Here is a 19,526-nt window from a genome sequence, read left to right on the forward strand (position 1 = left end):
ATGCCTTAGTTGCATAACAAAAGCGTAGCAGCTAAAAGCCACTACGCTTTCAAATCTAACTTTTGGGGGTCACCACAATTCTCAAAGAGTGCTTTTTGTTTACCATTGAAATGTAGGGCTTTATCAAAAGTTAGGAAAATTATTGGTTATCATATAAACTTAAGTGAAATAATTAAAAAAATACATTGTATATGAAATGCATCTCATCACTTATTTCTCCTGTAACCCTCATCGTCTATGTATTCTTCGTGTTGTTTGAGATATTCTTCGTCCTTATCTCCGCAAATTGTATAATCGCACACACAGCCGTTTGCACAGGTTGTTTTTCTTACAAGTCTTGCATGGATAAGCTCCATAGCGGTATAGTCGGGATTGCACATTGCAGGCATCACTTCCGGCAAATTATGTTCCCTTGCAAAATCCGCAATCGGACATTTTGTAAATTCATAATAGATTGGCTCTTCTTTTTTGTACGGAGCTACATTCATATCAAAATCGTCCCACTTGTCGCACTTCTTTTTAGATAAAGCAAAAGACCAATACATCAGCTTTTTATATATCGGTTTATTGCAATCGACAAACTTCAAATTTTTAAATGCAGGTAAAAACAAATTGCCCTCCATCTCCTCGATTTCCGCAAGAGATGTTTTTTCTTTGCACACCACATAATAACTGAACAGAGCAATACAATCGTAATTTCCGCCGGCGCCGTTGTGGAAATTCTTTTTTCCGCCTAAATCCGTTCTGTAATCTTTTAAAAATTCAATATACTGAAGCTGAACCTTTGTGAATATTTTTTCAACATCTTAGGCAGAATAATGCAGAGAAATTTTATTTAAAATTTCCTCCCTGCACTGCTTCGTATACAATATATGGTGTTCACGGTCAAACACAAGTTCTTTATCTTCCATTCGCCGATTTCTTTTCCTTTTTGAATTTGCCTTTAACCCTTACATTTCAAAATTTTTCGCTTAAATTTTTTGTTGAAAATTATACCTTGACACAAGATTTATACTATTTGTAATCAAATTCTTTCCACATTCAAGTATTAACACCTATGTTGAAAACTCCTTCGTTAATTGTTGAAATGTTACATTTCTGTAAAAGATTGGGTGTTACTTGTAAAAGGGTTGTAGTTTTGACAGTCGTTTAACATAGCTTTTCACACTTTCCACATAGTTTTCAACATTTATGTTAAAAGATGTGTTAAATACAAATTGTATAAATTAATAATTCTTACTGTTCTTTCTTTTATCAAGATAATTTTGCAAAATTATCGTTGCGGCAACTTCGTCTACCACATTTTTTCTTTTTTTGCCTCTTGTATTTGTATCGTTTAAAAAGTTGTGGGCTGTAATGGTAGTACCTCTTTCGTCCTGCAAATCCACCTGCAACCCTGTTTCGTTGTGTAAACGCTCCGCAAAGGCTCTTGCGTTCTGCGCACTCTCGCCCTCACTGCCGTCCATATTTTTAGGAAGACCCACAACCACGATTTCAGCCTTTAAATTCACAACGGTTTCTTTCACTTTTTCAAAAAGTTTTTCGGGTGATTTTTCAAAAATTACCGTATGCGGCGACGCTAAAAACTCTGTCTTATCGCAAACTGCTATACCTGTTCTTGCTTTTCCCAAATCAACTGCCGCTATTATCATATTAACATCCTTTCAAAAACAGGGAACCCTGCCGAGTTCCCCTTTTCATATTATCGTGACGGTCTTTTTACATCTGATGCAACACTGAATACATCACTTGATTTGCCAAGCACTACAAGGTGGTCGTTTTCATCAAAGACATAATCGCCGCCAAGGTTCAGATTAAGTTCATTATCATTTTTTACCGCAATAATATTAATTTTATGTTTACGGCGAACATCAACATCCATTACCTTTTTTCCAACCCACGATGATACCACGGGAATTTCAAAGATAGAATACTCCGAAGTGAGTTCAATATAATCAAAAATATTGTCTGCATTGTATCTTACCGCAAGGTTTTCGGCAATCTCTTTGTCGGGATATACAACCTCGTCAGCGCCTATTTTCTTTAAAAATTCAACCTGTCTTGCCCTTTTAGCCTTTGCAATTACATACTTTGCACCGAGTTCCTTTAAAATGGAAGTAATTTCGAGGGAGGCATAAAAATCCTCACCGATTGTCACAAAGCAATAATCAAAAGTATTAACTCCTATAGATTTCAAAATTCCGTCTGCCGAGCAGTCACCGCAAAAAGCGTCGTTGAATTCAGGTGAAAGCTCCTGTATGAGTTCCTCGTCCTTGTCTGCAATCATTACTTCATTGCCGAGGTCCTGCATTTTTCGTGCAAGATAAATTCCAATTGTTCCCATTCCGATTACAAGTACCGACTTCATAAATGTTTCTCCTTAACCGATTAATATCTGTTCTGTAGGGCGCTTTACAGGTGCTTCGGGTTTTCTTTGTCCAAACACAAGCACAAGCGAAAGTCCGCCGATTCGTCCGCCATACATCATTATCATTAATATTATTTTTGAAATTGCCGAGATTTGGTTTGTTATGCCTTTTGACACTCCTACAGTGCCTGCCGCCGAGGCGGTTTCAAACAATACCTGCGACATACCCAATCCCTCTACGCTGCAAATTATCATTGACGAAAGCATAACCGCAAAGAGATAAATCAAAATAATTACCGCCGACTGCTTAACCACATCAGACACAATTCTGCGCTTAAAAGTGTTTATATCGTCACCGCCTTTCGCCATTGCAAATACCGCAATCACAACCACCGCTATTGTAGTTGTTTTCAGGCCGCCCGCCGTTGAACCCGGGCTACCGCCTATAAGCATAAGAATAAGCGAAAGCAATGTGCCGGAATCCGAGAGATTTGAAAGGTCAATTGTATTAAAACCTGCCGTTCTTGTGGTTACCGACATAAACATAGCGTTTACAATTTTTTGCGGAACAGTCTTGTCGGCAAGTTCGCCGTTGTATTCAAAAATAAAAAAGCCAAGTCCGCCTGCGACAAGCAAAATTGCCGTTGTAACAAGAACTATTTTAGTATGAAGCAAATATTTAGAAAAATGAAATTTATTTTTTAAAATGTCATTCCACACAATAAAGCCGATACCGCCGATTACAATAAGCGACATTATAATTATGTTTACATAGTAATCATTTGTATAGTAAGTCAGCGAAGAATACGGTTGGCGAAATCCCATAAGGTCAAAGCCTGCGTTACAAAAAGCAGAAATTGCGTGGAAACAACTGTAGTATATTCCTTTCAGCATACCCATTTGCGGACAAAAGCGAAAAGCAAGTAATACAGCACCTATTCCCTCAAAAATAAAAGTACCTCCGACTATTTTCTTAACGAGTTTTAAAGTACCGTCAATTTGAGTATTGCCCGATGACTGCATCATCATTTTGCGTTCACGCATATTAATCTTTTTGCGCAAAAATATTGAAATCATTGTTATTATCGTCATAAGACCAAGACCGCCTATCTGAATCATTATCAGAATAACAATCTGTCCGAAAACAGTCCAATGAGTAAATGTATCAAATACAATCAATCCCGTAACACAGGTTGCGCTTACCGATGTGAAAAGTGAATCAATAAAATTCGTCCATTCCCCCGTCTTTGAGGAAATCGGCAGGCACAAAAGGAAAGTTCCCAACAAAATTACAGGAATAAAGCTCAATGCTATAAATCTCGTGTAGCCGAGCTTTGATATTAACTTGCTTATCATTAAGCATTCACCGCCTTAAATTCTATTGTATCATATTATGTAACAATTCACAACCCAAAAAAATGCTCCTGCAAGTATTTTGCAGGAGCATAAATTTTAATATTGACTTTTAAGAAGCAATATGAAGAACTATGGTTACTATTCGTACTACAAAAAGTGCGGCTGCAACCCACATAACAGGGTGAATCTGCTTGATTTTACCTGTAACGATCTTGAGGATAACCCAAGAAATGATACCGAACATAATACCTGTTGCAATTGAATATGCAAACGGCATCATAATGATTGCAAGGAAACCGCCAACTGTGTCGGCAATGTCAGACTCAAAGTCCATTTGAGTAATGTTCTTAAGCATTAAAAGTCCAACGAACACAAGAGCAGGAGCTGTTGCAAATGACGGAATTGCAAGGAAAATCGGGTAGAAAGGAATTGCAAGAAGGAAGAGAATACCTGAGGTCATAGCTGTAAGACCTGTTCTGCCGCCCTCGGCAACACCTGTTGTTGACTCAACATAAGAAGTTACGGTTGATGTACCAAGACAAGCACCTACGCAAGTACCTACGGCGTCAGCCATTAAAGCCTTACCTACTCTTGGAAGCTCGCCTTTTTCGTTGAGGAGGTTACCCTGCTGTGCAACACCGATAAGTGTACCTACTGTATCGAAAAGGTCAACAAAGAGGAATGCAAATACAATAACTGCAAAGTTTACTACATTCTGTGCTACATAAGTAAAATCGAACTTAAATAAAGTTTCTGTTGCCATATTCTGAACAGGAGCAAATATTGCATAATTTGAGAAATCAGGAATAAGTGAAGTGCCCTGATACCAACCGCAAAGCTGTGCAATAATGCCGAAAATGTAAGTAACAATGATGCCGATAAGGATTGAACCCTTAACCTTGAAGTGCCACAAAGCGGCTACAATAAGAAGACCTACAATTGCAAGAACTACATTTGCGGAACCTAAGTCACCGAGTGTTACAAGTGTTGATGACTGAACAGCTGTGCCGTCATAGTAAGCATCGGAAACGATAACGCCTGCACCCTTTAAACCTACAATTGTAATGAAAAGACCGATACCTGCCGAAATACCGAGTTTTAAGTTCTTAGGTACTTTATTAACAAGTGTTTCACGGAATTTGAAAAGTGAAAGGATAATAAAGATAATACCTTCAACAAGGATTGCTGTAAGAGCAACCTGCCATGGATTTGTAATACCCTGTGATGCAAGCTGCGGAACTACTGTGTATGCAAAGTAAGCATTAAGTCCCATACCGGAAGCAAGAGCAACAGGATAGTTTGCAAAAAATGCCATAAAAAGTGTAGCAAATGCTGCCGATACTGCTGTTGCAGCAAAAACCGCACTTGAGTCCATTCCGGCAGCGCCAAGCATACTTGGGTTTACGGCAAGTATGTAAGCCATTGCAAGGAATGTGGTAACGCCGGCAACAACTTCTGTTTTTACCGCGGTACCGTTTTCTTTGAGTTTAAATAGTTTTTCCACTTAGAAAACCCCTTCATTAAATTTTTTATACAAAAGCCAAAAGACTATTGTTTACCGCATTAATACTAAAAGTATGACACCTTTCGAGCAAAAAGTCAATGCTTTTTCGATTGGAAAAAATTTTTTGTAGGATACTATAAAATATTCCGTTAATTTTTTAACATTAATACAATAACATATTAATATGATAATTTAATATACTGTATTTTACAAAAATTTTTATTAGATTATGGGTAGAAAAATACTTAACCCAAACTTTTATAATTACTCGGCGAAATATTTTGCTAAACCATAATTACCTAAACTTTCAAAAACAACCGACAACAAAAAATTCCGACCTTTTTAAGATCGGAATTTTTATTTTAGCTGATTTTTAAAAATTATAAATCCTTGCCGCAGCACTTCTTATATTTTTTGCCGCTGCCGCATGGGCAAGGATCGTTTCTGCCGACTTTTTTGCCTTTACGGATAGTTTTGTTGGCTGTGTCTGTACCGTCACCCGAAGTTTCTGTAGGCTGAGCAACCTGCTCACGCTTTAAAGCAATTTCAATCGGGCTTTCTTTCGGCTCTTCATCTTCGCCGTTATTTAAAACTACCTGATGTGCAGCCTGTGCCTGCTTTAATGCCATACGCTTTGCAGCCTCGATAGCGTCCTGACGCTTTTTAACCTCATATACCTTTTTAGGCATAATGAGCATCATCTTAACTGTATCTTCTCTGATGCTTTCAATCATCTCGTCGAACATATCAAAGCCTTCAATACGGTACTCTACTACAGGGTCATGCTGACCGTATGAACGGAGTCTGATACCTGACTTAAGCTGATCCATATTATCAATGTGATCCATCCAGTGTGTATCAACATTCTTGAGGAGATATACACGCTCCATTTCACGGATAGTTTCGGTCGGCAAAAGCTCCTCATTTTCTTTATAGATAGCTTTTGCATCTTCGATAAGCATATTCTTAATGTCTTCGGCTTCCATATCCTCAAGGTCTTCGAGGTCAAAGTCGTAACGGCTCTCGTCCTGAATAAGCCAATCCTTATAATAATCCTTAAGGCTCTGGAGATTCCAATGCTCACGAGGGCCGTCCGGGAGATACTGCTTAACGCTTGTGTCAATTGTATCTTCAATCATCTTATAGATAGTATCGTGTAAGTCCTCACCGTTAAGAACCTGATCACGCTGACCGTAGATAATTTCTCTCTGCTTGTTAAGAACATCGTCGTACTGGAGTACATCTTTACGAATACCGAAGTTACGGAGTTCGATTTTCTCCTGTGAGCTGTCAATGATATTTGAAATCAACTTAGCGTCAATCGGCATATCATCTTCAACATTAAGGCGCTCCATAACCATCTTCATTCTGTCACCGCCGAACAAACGCATAAGATCGTCTTCTGTAGAAAGGAAGAACTTACTTACACCCGGGTCGCCCTGACGACCTGCACGGCCCTTAAGCTGGTTATCAATTCGTCTTGATTCGTGGCGCTCCGTACCGATAATGTAAAGACCGCCTGCTTCTCTTACCTTTTCAGCTTCTTCTTTGATTTCTTCTTTATATTTTGAGTTAAGCTCATCAAATGTCTTTCTTGCATTGAGGATTTCCTCGTTATCTGTTTCTGCGTGACCTGTTGACTCTTCAATAAGTTCATCTGTAAAGCCCTGCTTACGCATAGATGCTTTAGCCATAAATTCAGCGTTGCCGCCAAGGATAATATCGGTACCACGGCCTGCCATATTTGTTGCGATTGTAACCGCACCGAGCTTACCTGCCTGTGCTACGATTTCAGCCTCTTTTTCGTGCTGTTTGGCGTTGAGCACATTGTGCTTGATGCCGCGCTTTTTAAGCATTTTGGAAAGTTCTTCCGACTTTTCGATAGAAATTGTACCGACAAGTACAGGCTGACCCTTTTCGTGAGCCTCTACAACCTGGTCGATTACATTCTTAAACTTGCCTTTTTCTGTCTTGAATACGGAGTCCGGAAGATCTATACGCTGAACAGGCTTGTTTGTAGGAATTTCAACAACATCAAGTTTGTAAATTTCCTGGAACTCCTCTGCCTCTGTCTGAGCAGTACCTGTCATACCTGAAAGCTTTTTGTAAAGACGGAAGTAGTTTTGGAATGTGATTGTAGCAAGAGTTTTGCTCTCGTTCTGAATCTTTACGCCCTCTTTTGCTTCAATTGCCTGGTGCAAGCCCTCGTTAAAGCGTCTGCCGTACATAAAACGACCTGTAAATTCATCAACAATGATAACTTCGCCGTCTTTAACAACATAGTCAACATCGAGTTTCATAATACCGTGAGCCTTGATAGCCTGGTTTACATGGTGCTGAATTGTAAGGTTTTCCGGGTCTGTAAGGTTTTCAATGCCGAAAAATTCTTCGGCTTTCTTAACACCGTTCTGTGTAAGTGTAGCTGTTTTCTGCTTTTCGTCTACAACATAGTCGATGTCGTTTTCTGCGTAGTAATCCTCCATATCTTCTTTGGAGTCAAGCTCTTCAAAGCGCTGAACCTTTAAAGTTCTGGCAAACTTATCTGCCTTTGCATACAAATCTGTTGACTTGTCGCCCTTACCCGAAATAATAAGAGGTGTTCTTGCCTCATCAATAAGGATTGAGTCAACCTCGTCGACAATTGCGTAAGCGTGGCCACGCTGTACTTTCTGCTCCTTGTAAACAACCATATTATCACGGAGGTAGTCAAATCCGAGTTCGTTGTTTGTACCGTATGTAATATCAGCTTCGTATGCCTTTTTTCTGCCCTCGTTGTCAAGTGAATGAACAATAAGACCTGTGGTAAGTCCGAGGTATCTGTAAAGTTTGCCCATCCATTCGGAGTCACGGCGTGCAAGATAATCGTTGACTGTTACGATATGTACACCCTCGCCTGTAAGACCGTTAAGGTATGCAGGAAGTGTAGCAACCAAAGTTTTACCTTCACCTGTTTTCATTTCGGCGATTCTGCCCTGATGAAGTACGATACCACCTATAATCTGTACCGGATAATGTTTCATACCAAGTACACGCCAAGCACCCTCTCGGCATACAGCAAAGGCATCCGGTAAGATGTCATCTGTAGTTTCGCCGTTTGCAAGACGCTCTTTGAGAACAGCTGTCTGATTTTTGAGTTCGCTTTCGCTCATAGCCGCATACTTGTCCTCAAGTGCAAGCACCTTATCGCAAATCGGCTGAATTCGCTTTAATTCTTTTTTACTGTAATTGCCAAACAAGGCTTTGAGAATATTCATATATAAATGTCCTTTCGGTATAAATTCTTTTTACTGTACGGCAGCTGCACCGAGTGATTTTGCTGCCTGTATCATAGCTGCCTCAACAACAGGACCCGCATAGGTAAAGCCAAAACCCGAGTCTTCCACAACGCAGGCAAATGCAAGAGGGCAATCCTCGTCCTTTGCATAACCTACCATCCAACCGTTAGGGCCTTTGTCCTCGCCGACCTCGGCAGTACCTGTCTTTGCGCATACTGTAAGTCCGCCAAACAGATCGTCGCCGTAGTAATCGGTCATTGTAAAGCGCATCATATCATCAAGCGCTTCTGCCGTGCTGCTGCTGAAAAGTTCGTTTGTACTGTCCGAGCCGCCCAATCCGAGCACACCCAGAATTGAACCGTCCTTTATCATATACGGTTCTTTTGTTTTGCCGCCGTTTGCGATTGCTCCGCAAATAACAGCCATTTGCATTGGGTTTACTTTGTCATTGTACTGACCGACGCCCGACCAGCCGAGCTGGTTTGTGTTTGCATCGCTTACATCGTAATTTCCCTTTGCGGTTTCGTTGTCATCCACCTTAAAGCTGCTGTTTATGCCGGCTTTATTTGCGGTGGCAGTCATTTTTTCTTCGCCGAGTTCAACCGCAAGTTCCGCATAAACAATATTGCAGGAATGTGACATTGCCTCTTTAAAGTTTATGTAACCGTGCGGTTCAACACAGGTTACATCACTTCCGCCGATATCTTCCTTACCCGAACAATACCATGTACGGTCGTAGATGTCGGGAAGATTTTCAACAGCGCAGGCAGAAGTAATTATCTTAAAAATCGAACCGGGCGCATAGGTTGAAGAAATAGTATTGTCAAGATACACACCCTCGTAGTCTTTTTCGTTTTCCTCAGTAATTTCGGGAGGCGCTTCCGGATCGTAAGCCTTTGTACTTACGGAACAGATGACCTCACCTGTTTTGTAGTTATATACAACGCAAGCACCGTCTTTGCCGTAGCCTGACAATACATCATAAGCCGCTGCGCAGGTGTCTGCATCTACCGTAAGATTAATGTCATTGCCCTTTCTTAGAGAATCGGGCATATTCAGTCCCCAAATAAGATTATATCCGATAAGCTGGGAACGGTATCTGCTCTGTAAAGCAGTAGAAATATTAGAAGAATTATCGCCTATTGTGTGCAAAAGCGAAGTTCTGACGCTTTGGTTTTCATTATAAACTCTTTTTCCGTCAACACTTTGAGCGAGAATATTGCCGTTGCGGTCATAAATTGAACCTGCTTTTGCAAGTCCGTCGGTTCCTGCGATGTGGTAGTTATAGTGCTGATCTACCCAATCGCCCGAATTTGCAACGAGCTTGTAGGCGAAAAAGCCCATACCGCCGATAAAGGCTACCGTAACCGCAAATATAAGCGTACTTCTCCGTAATACTCTTTTCATTCAAACACCGTCCTTTCTCTGATTTATTCAGAGGGTACTGCAAAGCAATACCTCATTCGGTTTTGTAAGATTATTTTTTCACCGCATATGTTCTTTCGTCTGCCGCCTTGATAAATGCAATAAGTCCCCAACAGGAAAGCACACTTGAACCGCCACAGCTGATGAACGGGAATGTTACACCTGTAAGCGGAAGAATATCGGTTGCGCCAAAAACATTGAGTGAAAGCTGTATTACAAGCAAACCCGCAGCACAGCAGGCAGAAATAGAATAGAATGTACTTCTGCTTCTTGTTGTGATTGCTCTTGCATAGATAACAAGGCAAGCTACCGCAACGGCGAGAGTAATTGCAACAATTACACCCATTTCTTCGGAAACCAAGCCAAAGACGAGGTCACTCTCCGATGCTCCGACGCCCTTTAAAAAGCCGTTGCCTATGCCGACGCCGAAAAGTCCGCCGCTTGCTATATATGTAAGCACATGAGTTTGCTGATAACCTAAGTCATTTGCGTATTCCCACGCATGTCCCCAAGCCTTAAAACGGTCGAGAACATAAGATTTAAAGCGCAACACAATAGACACACCGAATACAGCCGCCACAATGGCAAGAATTACTGTTTTAAAGTCGCCCGAACGCATAAATGAGATTAAAAGGAAGGTCATAAAGAATATGAGCGCTGTACCGAAGTCACCCATTAATGCAAGCAATCCTACACAAACAGCCGAGAATATAATAAACTCAAACAAATTCTTTTTTGTCTGTAATCTGTCAAGTGTGTTTGCACCTATAAATATGTATATGATTTTTACTATTTCGGACGGCTGAAGCGAAATACCGCCAATGCTGATCCAGTTAGCCGCACCGTAAGTTATTTTGCCAAATACTATACTCACACCGAGCAGTCCTACTGCGGCAATCATAAGTCCGTATCTTAATTTTGTTGACGAAGTTCTGTCCGGGTCCTCAATAAACTTGATTATAACACAGAACAGCGCCATTCCCACAACTGCGGCAATAAGCTGTACATAAGCCGACCGCTCTACCTGCCGCACAAGCAGCATTACACCCACGCCCGTCAAAAACAGCGCAAGGCTTTCAAGTTCAAAACTCACCCTTTTAAGTACCTTTGAAGAAACAAAGAAAAATGTCCATTCTGCCACTGCAAGGCATCCGAAAAGTACGAGCGGTGAATACTTGTTGGTACCGTCCTGCCAAAATACCGCCTCTACGCACATAAAGAAATGGAAAAGCGTGATTAAAAGCATAAGCTTCCACGACTTCATTGCAGGCTTGTTGTTGGCTTTCTTAAAAAACCAACTGTAACGGAGATTTTCGTCATAATCTTCGCCACGCAAAAACTGAAACTGCGAATTGCCCACACTGATAACATCGTCAATAAGCACTCTGGTTCTGCCCACAGCTTCTTCGCCGTTTACATATGTACCGCCTTTTGAACCCGTATCACAGATATACCAGCCGCTGGCTCTTCTCAAAAGAACGCAATGATTTCTTGAAACGGCAGGGTCATCAACGACAATGTCGCTTGCCCTGCTTCTGCCGATTGAATTTTCCCAGAAAATAACAGGAAGTTTAAGTCCTGTAACTGTATTGTAAAGTGTAACAAGAGGCTTTTCGGGCCTTCTGCGACGACGCATTGCAGCATAGCACTGATATACAATTATAATAGCATATACGGGCATTAATATTCTTAACGCAACAATGGCTAAATCGTAAATTACCGTCATATCAAGCACAGGCATCCTCCTTGTAATCATAGCTAAAGTTATACATTTATCATAATACCGCATTTTGGTAAAAAAGTCAATAAAAATAAAGGCGGTTGACCCTCAACCGCACAATATTATTTACAAAAAGCTATTATTTGCTTATTAATACCCGTAAATAATTGTCATAATCAGCATTATTACAGGCTGATGCAAAAGATATATTATAAGACTGTATCTTCCTATTACATTTAATATGGGAATTTTAAAATAAAAATATTTCTCCCATTTTATTTTCTTTATTATACGCCATAAAAATATTCCGAACACAAACATAAACAGCCACGGAATTATCGAAAAATAGTCGCTTGAAACAAAATCATACGAACGAAAGCCCAAGAATGACAGATATTTATATTCGTACAAAAAAGACGGCAGTTCAATAATCGGTATTCCCAAAAATCCTATGTAACCTGTCGGAACTCCGTATGTAACGGCATAAAGCATAAAACTCAAAATTGCACCCACTACAGTAGGAATTGCATTAAATAAGTCTTTCAGTGCCGAACATATAAGCATTGAAATACCCAATAAATTCAGTATTCCGAACCAAACAACCTGACTCGGTATAGCTATTGCAGTAACTGTTGTAACAACAAAACCGCATAAGCTCACTATTATTCCGTTTCTGACCGTATGATTTGAAAAATTAAAAGACACTCCCGAAATAATAATAAACGATACACAAATAAAGCGTTCCCATACGGCAAAAAATGAGTTTGTAAAAGCAGAGCCGTCGCCGTATATTATAAAAATATCATACAATGCGTGAAACGCAACCATATTAATAACGGCAAAGCCACGGATTGAATCAATTAAGTCATATCGTTTTTTACTTTTCAGAGTGTCCTTGTTCATTCGCAAATTCCTTACTTATCCTGTTTCATTCTGCGGTTAAACAGCAATACAGCACAAGCAAAAATTACTGCGGCATATCCGAATACCCAAAGTAATTCGGGTATTATCTGCGAATAATTGCCCTCAAGCGTTGCCCTTAAAGCATTTACGCAATGAATAAACGGCAAAAATTCTGCGATTTTTTGAAATGCACCGCCCACAAGCGAGATGTCAAACCATATATTTGAAAGCCATGCCGACAGGTTTGTGAGTACCGCACCGCATATTATACCTACCATTTTATCACTAAATGCCGTACCGCACAATAGCCCTATTGAAATATATAAAAAAGCAGGAACAATACTTACAACCGCCGCAAGCAAAATATTTGCCGAAAAAGATAAACCGAAAATCAGCGCAAACAAACAGGTAACAAGTGTTTGCAATAAAGCCATAGGAATGAGCGGTACTGTATAACCGAGTATGTAGCCGCTCGGCTTAAGGGGCGAAGCGTAAAGTCTGATAATAAAAGCCGTGCATCTGTCTTTTGAAACCAAAAGCGCAGAAAAAAGCGACAAAAACACAAGTCCGAAAGCGCTTATTCCGCCCGTAAGATTTTTAATTTCAAACAAGGTCATATGTGCCTCTTTCGGAATACTTGAGTTAATTACCGACAACAAAACAAGCAATACAATAGGAAAAGCAATACCGAAAATTGATGTTAAAACATCTCTCTGCAATTCCTTTGCATTTCTTGACGCAAAAGCTAAAGTTTTCATAATCATTTACCCTCTTCCGCAATTTTTACAAAAGCGTCTTCAAAAGATGTGGCATTAACGCTGTTTTTAAGTTTGTCAGCCGTACCCTCAGCCACAAGATTTCCCTTTACCATAATACCTATGCGGTCTGACAGCGACTCCGCCTCTTCGAGATAGTGAGTTGTAAGGATTACCGTAATCTTACCTTTTAAAGCGCTGATTTTATTCCACAATTCTCTTCTTGCCAAAACATCAAGTCCCAAAGTCGGCTCGTCAAGAAATAAAATTTTAGGGTCGCTTATAAGCGCCATTGCAATGCTCAATCTTCTTTGCCAGCCGCCCGATAAAGTTTTTGCCTTTGACTTTGCAACTTCCGCAAGCTCAAAATCATCTATCATATTCTGCGCTTTCTGCACCGCCGTTTCTTTTTCAAAGCCGTATATTTCAGCTATCAGCTCAAGATTTTCTCTTACGGTCAGATTTGGCGCAACTGCGGTTTCCTGCGGTGATACATTAATAATTCTCTTAACATCTTCGCTGTCATTTACAATGCTGTATCCGTTAAGCACAGCGTCACCGCTTGTCGGCTTAATCAGACACGAAAGCATTTTTATTGTTGTCGACTTGCCCGCACCGTTTACGCCGAGCAACCCGTAAATTTCGCCTTTATTTATAGAAAGATTTATGGAGTTTACCGCAATTTTATCTTTATATTTTTTCGTAAGATTTTTAGTTACTATTGCTGACATAATACCGCCTCATTCCTCAAATACAAAATCGCTTGCAATAGAACGGCTTACCTTGCCTATTCCCAAGCCACGCTTTATATCCCCGACAACGAGCAGTTTATCTCCGGGTTTAATGTCAAAAACATCTCTTGCGTGTTTAGGAATAACTATCTGACCACGCTCGCCTACTTTTACAATGCCGAAAACATATTTTCCGTCCTCCGAATTTGTCGATTCCTCTTCAACGGATATTTTATCGTGTACAAGCTCGTCAAGCGATATTTCATAAAGATTAGCAAGTTCGCTGCATTTTATAACATCGGGAATACTCTCTTCGTTCTCCCATTTAGCCACAGACTGACGGGAAACATTAATTTTTTCCGCTACTTCTTCCTGTGAATAACCCTTTGCTTTGCGCAGCGCCTTTAAATTCATACCAATCATATTTTTCACACCTTTCATAGCCTAAGTATAGCACAGCAAATTTACATAAACAACCAACTAAATTATACAAGAGATGTAAAGAATAGTTGCGTAATTAAACATACTCTATTAACTCAAAAAATTCAGTGATAAATATTCACAACAAATATATTTAAATGTATTTTTATCATATATTTAATAAAAATGCACAAATATACAAAATTGTTTTCTGTTATTATTGCAGTTACATTTTCATCGTTTTTATAGTATAATCAAATATAAGATAAAATAAATATTAGATACTTTACCGACAAATATTTACTTTATCAGTGAAGATGTATAGTTTAGAAAGGAATAATAATTATGAAAAAAATCACAAAAGTTGTTTGTTCAACTGCTCTTATCGTAGGTATGCTTGGAACAGCTCAAGCTTTTTCGGTTTCTGCGATGGTAAGACCTATAATTACAGGTGATGTTGACGAGAATTTTAAAGTTGATATCAATGATGTTACACTTCTTCAAAACGGACTTGCCGGCAATGCGGAACTGTCACCAAGACAAAATTATGCAGGCGATGTTAATTTTAACGGTGTAACCAATGTTGAAGATGTTACACTTATTCAATTACATATTGCCGGTACATATGAATTTGAGAGAAATTCTACTGCTTCGGAACACATTATCAGTAATTTTTGCGCCGATTATGATTCCGGAAAGGCAATGGCAGGCACTCCTGTAACATTTACCGCAACAATGGATTCGGGCGTTACACCGTTCAGCTATGAATTTTTGATTAACGGCGAGGTTGTTCAGCAAAAATCAGAGTTAAACACATTTACTTATACATTTAGTGAAAGTGGCAGCTATGATGTTTCGGTAAGGAGTTATAACGCTATTGATGATTGCGCAGAGGAAACCCTGTATAATTATACGGTAGTTGACGCATATGAAAGTGAAAATCCTGTTATTGTGGGTATTCATACAGATAAGGACTACATCGGTAAGAGCGATAAAAATGTAACAATTACCGCAAATGCATTTATGGGAACTGCTCCTTATCAGTATAAGTTTACACTTGACAACGGTTTATTGGTACAGGATTATTCGGATGACAATAATTTCTTTATTGATATGCATAAACTTAATTATGAGAACAATACTCCGTTAGAAATAGGCGACCATACCGTACTCGTTGAGGTCAAGGATGCAAACGGCAAAACCGCACAGGAAACATTTACATTTGAAGTTAAAGAACCAAGAATGTGATTGTCCGAAACAGCATAATATGATATAAAAATTCAGCCGACAAACTTAGTTTTGTACTATGTTTGTCGGCTTTTTATTATTTGTCAAAGTTGGGGGTTAGGGTTTAGAAAATTATCGGTCGGGCAACAAAGTAAAGAAAAAGATAAACTTTCCGTCCCGAATATAAAAGTTTGGTCAACCTTTTCAAAGGTTGTGGGTGTGGGCAACGCCCACAAATGCTTTATGCTGTCGCAAATTTTGATAGCCAAATGGCTTGCCGTTTGGCGGCTTGAACATAACGGCGAGAGCATAAAAATTGCGATAGCAACAAAAGAAAAGGCACGCTACTAAAACTACTAATTTGCCTCTTTTCAAGGACAAATTAGCCACACACAAAAACCTTTGCATCCTTTAGAGTATCTTTTTCTAAGACTGCTAAAGTGCAACTTTCTTACTTTCTGCCACTCATTAGTCTTTACTTTTGTTTTATATTAAAATCTTGATTAATCTAAAGTTTGGTTATTCTACAATATAATTACAACTGTTTGTTTTAATTACAAATCAGTTCGCTTTTATTATTTAATGGGCTCTGCCCAAACCCGCAACCCTTTAAAAAGGGTTGACCTAAATTTTGAATTTATTAAACCAAACTTTGTGTGTTAAACATCATTTACAAATACCACCGTTTCTCCTTAATCTGCCATTCTTGCCAGTAAATTGACTTTTATGCCAAATAGTTGCAATTCTTGTCATTAATGTGTATTATATTAGTTGTAAACAAAAATATGCAATCAAAAAATTAAAGAAATGAGGTAATTGTTTATGAGTAAAGCAGGTGCAATTTTAATCACATTTTTCCTTGGTGGTTTAGGTGTACACAGATTTTTGACAGGTAAAATCGGTACAGGCGTAATTTGGCTTCTTACAGGCGGTGTTTGCGGTATTGGCTGGCTTGTTGACCTTATTATGGTTATTGCCGGTAAATATACTGACAAAGACGGTAATGTATGGGGTACAAACTGATCTTATACATAATGAAAGGGGTTACTAATGGCTTTATGTGTTAAGATCAACAACATAAAAGCCAACAATTCCTATTCTATTGAAAGTTTTTACAAAGCAATTAAAGACAAGCATTTTTCAGCCGGTGTTCCGTCACTGACTAAATACGGTGCCGCAAGTGTTATAACATTCCCTGCAATTGACAGTCAAAACCAAGTATGGATTATGAAAAACGGTTTATCTACCAAGTCGCATAAATTTTCCATACAGAAATCATATGAGGCAGGACTTGATAATATCGAAAAAATCATTTATCCCGACTCTGAAAATCATAGTTCTTTCGGCTTTGATTCGATTATTAACGACAATGCAAAGAAATGCGAACATCTTGTTGACATCACTGCAAAAGAGCTTTTAAAACTTAATCTTTAAAACCGACAGGTACAATCAATTTCCGATTGTACCTGTTCTTTTTATGGTTTTATTCTAAATGTTGGGGTAACAATAATAAATTATGGTTAGCAAATTGTAAAATGAAGATGAAAGAATAAAAAAGAATATCCATAGAAACGATTTCGTAGTAGAATTAAGTTACCACACCTAAATTTGAAAGGAAATCATCACTATGGATGCACTTAATTTTACACAAACACACAAAAGGTCGACACTTAACAAGAGAAACCTTGTGCTTGAGCGTATCTGATAAATGATACAACGCTGAATTTGTGCATTTGGAAAAGCCGCTTCAATAGCCAGTCTGAAACCTGTCAGACCGTCCACGCAGAACAGAAATACAACTTTTTTTATTCATAACTATAGACCTCTTGATATGTAACCTTTGTTTCATTGCATCTCCTTTAATTAAGTTTACTGTTGTTACAGTCCTGTTTCAGAGGAACTATATCTTTTTTAAGTAAGAAGAAGAGTGTACAATATTACAGATTTTATTTAAAATAATGCTAATTAATATCGGTACAAATAGACCAAATATAAGATATACAAAAGCCCACTGTTGCAAACCGTTTGGGAGATAGTAGTACCATATACTTGATTTAAATGATGCAACATTAAAGTCACCAAACAATGAGCCTGAAGTAATGCAGCTTAATCCGTAGAATACAAATTTTAGGCACATAAAGCCTACAAGCTGATTTACCATAATTCCGTATGTGTTGTCAGCTATAAGCCTTACAAGCTTGCTGTTTCCTATGGCAGGTACAAGCAATCTTGAAACTCTCAGCCAAAATGCAATTGCTATGATTGACGAGATATACGGAATTACAAAACCGTTGTTGAAATTAGTGAACGATGACGGCGTGTACTCCAAATTTTCGCAAAAAGTTAAAAGTATCAGCTGTACAGCAAATATAATTGCAAAGTACGCAACATTATTGAGAGTGTCTTTCTTTTCAAGCACAGCTTTATAAAAGCGACCGAATTCATAACAGGGCAGGAAAAACATTGTTCTGACAAAAAGTTTCACTATACCGTTAATTGCAGTCGGATTTTCTATTGCAGTGTTAATTCCTATCATTCCGATTGCGAGATACACTATCAAAACTATAAATTCATTGTCAAGATGAATCAGTTTCAAAAATTTTCTGAACAGCACATTTATTATACAAACCAAAAACAGCGGATATACAAACCATGAACCGAGGTTATATTGAAAAGCCTCACCGTCAACAAACGGCATAACAAAAAGATTGTATAAATCAGGCTTTGCACCTATAGTAAATCCAAACAAACCGAGAAATGCAACCATACCACCGTAAAATATATTCCACAGATACGCAGGAATAAGAAGCCGCTTGGTGCGTTTCCATATGTATTTTCCGATATTTTCTTCATAATCGGTTTTGTAAAAATATCCCGATATAAATACAAACAGTGCCAAATTATACGAATACGGCGGAAACCAGTTATAAGCAAGTTCCATTCCGCCATGATAACAATGTCCGGAAACTATAATGATAATTCCGATTGCCGACAAAAGTTTGAATTGCAAATTCACCCCTCCGTCAGTATTAACGCTACGCAAATTTCTACCCTTTTCCAAAATTCAACTCTCCTTAATTTTTGATTTATATTAAATATTACTGCTTATTTTCCCCTTTTACTTAGAGCATATCTGAAAACAGAAACGGAGAAACAAATATGCTCTACAAATATTTTACCGAAAAACTCTTAGTATTGCAAGATGTTGATATAGAAAAAAGTTGAAGAAATTGATAATTCAATCCATATTAACTGCTGATTAAAAAGAAAACCTCATAAATGTCCCTGCTGTGGCAATTTAACTGATAAGGTTCACGATTATTGTGAACAGCCTATAAAGGATATTCCTGCCTTTGGCAAGCACATCTTTATTCATCTTTATAAGCGTCGATATCGTTGCTCCTGTGGCAAGCGTTTCCGTAACCGTATTTTACATATGATTTCTCACCAAATGCAAAAACAAGCGATAGCTTGATTTACTATCGCTTGTTCATTTCAATTCTTCTTTTTCGGGTTTACCCCAACTATTGACATAGAGCCCATATATTCTGTTTTTTTGGTTTACCCCAACTATTGACATTGAGCCTATAATAGTAATTTAGACAAACTTTTAGATAACAAAAAACAGAGCAGCTATAAAAACTACTCTGTTATGGCTCCCCCAACTGGGCTCGAACCAGTGACATCATGATTAACAGTCATGCGCTCTACCGACTGAGCTATGGAGGAATATAGTGCAAAACACCTGATTAGGTGTTTCGCCTGTGTTGGCATCTCCCTATCTTTCCGGGCCGTCACCAGCCAAGTATTTTCGGCACCACTGAGCTTAACTTCTGTGTTCG

The 19,526-nt window shown here is 38.8% G+C and carries 17 protein-coding genes, 1 tRNA gene and 1 pseudogene; 4 read left to right on the top strand and 15 right to left on the bottom strand.

Going from position 1 to position 19,526, the window contains the following annotated elements:
* Nucleotides 1–206 precede the first annotated feature (206 nt).
* From I2E21_RS12380 to I2E21_RS11530, 12 genes are all read right to left on the bottom strand, one after another.
* Nucleotides 207–611, bottom strand: a complete 405-nt coding sequence (locus I2E21_RS12380; protein WP_243240638.1) for an L-2-amino-thiazoline-4-carboxylic acid hydrolase — start codon at nucleotides 609–611, stop codon at nucleotides 207–209.
* A 615-nt stretch (nucleotides 612–1,226) separates the two neighbouring features.
* Nucleotides 1,227–1,652 carry a Holliday junction resolvase RuvX gene (gene ruvX / locus I2E21_RS11480; protein ID WP_022233826.1) on the bottom strand — a complete coding sequence of 142 codons (426 nt, stop codon included), beginning with the start codon at nucleotides 1,650–1,652 and terminating at the stop codon, nucleotides 1,227–1,229.
* Between the two features lie 50 nt (nucleotides 1,653–1,702).
* On the bottom strand, nucleotides 1,703–2,368 hold the full coding sequence (locus tag I2E21_RS11485) for a TrkA family potassium uptake protein (RefSeq protein ID WP_186935663.1): 666 nt from the start codon (nucleotides 2,366–2,368) through the stop codon (nucleotides 1,703–1,705).
* Nucleotides 2,369–2,380: 12 nt separating this feature from the next.
* Nucleotides 2,381–3,724 carry a TrkH family potassium uptake protein gene (locus tag I2E21_RS11490; RefSeq protein WP_195411416.1) on the bottom strand — a complete coding sequence of 448 codons (1,344 nt, stop codon included), beginning with the start codon at nucleotides 3,722–3,724 and terminating at the stop codon, nucleotides 2,381–2,383.
* Between the two features lie 109 nt (nucleotides 3,725–3,833).
* On the bottom strand, nucleotides 3,834–5,228 hold the full coding sequence (locus tag I2E21_RS11495; protein ID WP_186935661.1) for an NCS2 family permease: 1,395 nt from the start codon (nucleotides 5,226–5,228) through the stop codon (nucleotides 3,834–3,836).
* A 380-nt stretch (nucleotides 5,229–5,608) separates the two neighbouring features.
* On the bottom strand, nucleotides 5,609–8,482 hold the full coding sequence (gene secA, locus I2E21_RS11500; RefSeq protein WP_195411417.1) for a preprotein translocase subunit SecA: 2,874 nt from the start codon (nucleotides 8,480–8,482) through the stop codon (nucleotides 5,609–5,611).
* 30 nt (nucleotides 8,483–8,512) lie between these two features.
* Nucleotides 8,513–9,910: a penicillin-binding transpeptidase domain-containing protein gene (locus I2E21_RS11505; RefSeq protein WP_195411418.1), complete on the bottom strand. Its 1,398-nt coding sequence runs from the start codon at nucleotides 9,908–9,910 to the stop codon at nucleotides 8,513–8,515.
* Nucleotides 9,911–9,980: 70 nt separating this feature from the next.
* Nucleotides 9,981–11,654: an FtsW/RodA/SpoVE family cell cycle protein gene (locus I2E21_RS11510; RefSeq protein ID WP_186935947.1), complete on the bottom strand. Its 1,674-nt coding sequence runs from the start codon at nucleotides 11,652–11,654 to the stop codon at nucleotides 9,981–9,983.
* A gap of 144 nt (nucleotides 11,655–11,798) precedes the next feature.
* The gene (locus I2E21_RS11515; RefSeq protein ID WP_195411419.1) at nucleotides 11,799–12,551 is read right to left on the bottom strand and encodes a heparan-alpha-glucosaminide N-acetyltransferase domain-containing protein; all 753 of its coding nucleotides are present in this window, start codon (nucleotides 12,549–12,551) and stop codon (nucleotides 11,799–11,801) included.
* An 11-nt stretch (nucleotides 12,552–12,562) separates the two neighbouring features.
* Nucleotides 12,563–13,315, bottom strand: coding sequence for an ABC transporter permease (locus I2E21_RS11520; RefSeq protein ID WP_243240639.1), 753 nt, complete (start codon nucleotides 13,313–13,315; stop codon nucleotides 12,563–12,565).
* Nucleotides 13,312–14,037: an ABC transporter ATP-binding protein gene (locus I2E21_RS11525; protein ID WP_195411420.1), complete on the bottom strand. Its 726-nt coding sequence runs from the start codon at nucleotides 14,035–14,037 to the stop codon at nucleotides 13,312–13,314. The genes I2E21_RS11520 and I2E21_RS11525 overlap by 4 nt, the downstream gene beginning before the upstream one ends.
* Nucleotides 14,038–14,046: 9 nt before the next feature.
* Nucleotides 14,047–14,460 (bottom strand): helix-turn-helix domain-containing protein, encoded by a 414-nt coding sequence (locus tag I2E21_RS11530; protein WP_177444159.1) that lies wholly within the window; start codon nucleotides 14,458–14,460, stop codon nucleotides 14,047–14,049.
* 342 nt (nucleotides 14,461–14,802) lie between these two features.
* On the opposite strand from I2E21_RS11530, the gene I2E21_RS11535 reads away from it, so the two are divergent.
* The 4 genes from I2E21_RS11535 (at nucleotide 14,803) to I2E21_RS11545 (ending at nucleotide 17,118) form a co-directional block, all read left to right on the top strand.
* Nucleotides 14,803–15,705, top strand: a complete 903-nt coding sequence (locus tag I2E21_RS11535; RefSeq protein ID WP_195411421.1) for a PKD domain-containing protein — start codon at nucleotides 14,803–14,805, stop codon at nucleotides 15,703–15,705.
* Nucleotides 15,706–15,903: 198 nt separating this feature from the next.
* Nucleotides 15,904–16,035: a hypothetical protein gene (locus I2E21_RS12500; protein ID WP_279310073.1), complete on the top strand. Its 132-nt coding sequence runs from the start codon at nucleotides 15,904–15,906 to the stop codon at nucleotides 16,033–16,035.
* A 471-nt stretch (nucleotides 16,036–16,506) separates the two neighbouring features.
* Nucleotides 16,507–16,707: a TM2 domain-containing protein gene (locus I2E21_RS11540; protein ID WP_195411422.1), complete on the top strand. Its 201-nt coding sequence runs from the start codon at nucleotides 16,507–16,509 to the stop codon at nucleotides 16,705–16,707.
* A 27-nt stretch (nucleotides 16,708–16,734) separates the two neighbouring features.
* On the top strand, nucleotides 16,735–17,118 hold the full coding sequence (locus I2E21_RS11545; protein WP_195411423.1) for a hypothetical protein: 384 nt from the start codon (nucleotides 16,735–16,737) through the stop codon (nucleotides 17,116–17,118).
* A gap of 243 nt (nucleotides 17,119–17,361) precedes the next feature.
* Here the strand turns inward: I2E21_RS11545 and I2E21_RS12385 are convergent.
* The 3 genes and pseudogenes from I2E21_RS12385 to I2E21_RS11565 all read right to left on the bottom strand — a co-directional run.
* Nucleotides 17,362–17,481: pseudogene (locus tag I2E21_RS12385) on the bottom strand (transposase); the annotation flags it as partial.
* A gap of 103 nt (nucleotides 17,482–17,584) precedes the next feature.
* Nucleotides 17,585–18,694, bottom strand: coding sequence for an acyltransferase (locus I2E21_RS11555; protein WP_207735346.1), 1,110 nt, complete (start codon nucleotides 18,692–18,694; stop codon nucleotides 17,585–17,587).
* 643 nt (nucleotides 18,695–19,337) lie between these two features.
* Nucleotides 19,338–19,413 (bottom strand) — tRNA-Asn (locus I2E21_RS11565).
* Nucleotides 19,414–19,526 lie beyond the last annotated feature (113 nt).

The sequence above is a fragment of the Ruminococcus sp. BSD2780120874_150323_B10 genome (assembly GCF_015553695.1).
GTDB lineage: Bacteria > Bacillota > Clostridia > Oscillospirales > Acutalibacteraceae > Ruminococcoides > Ruminococcoides intestinale_A.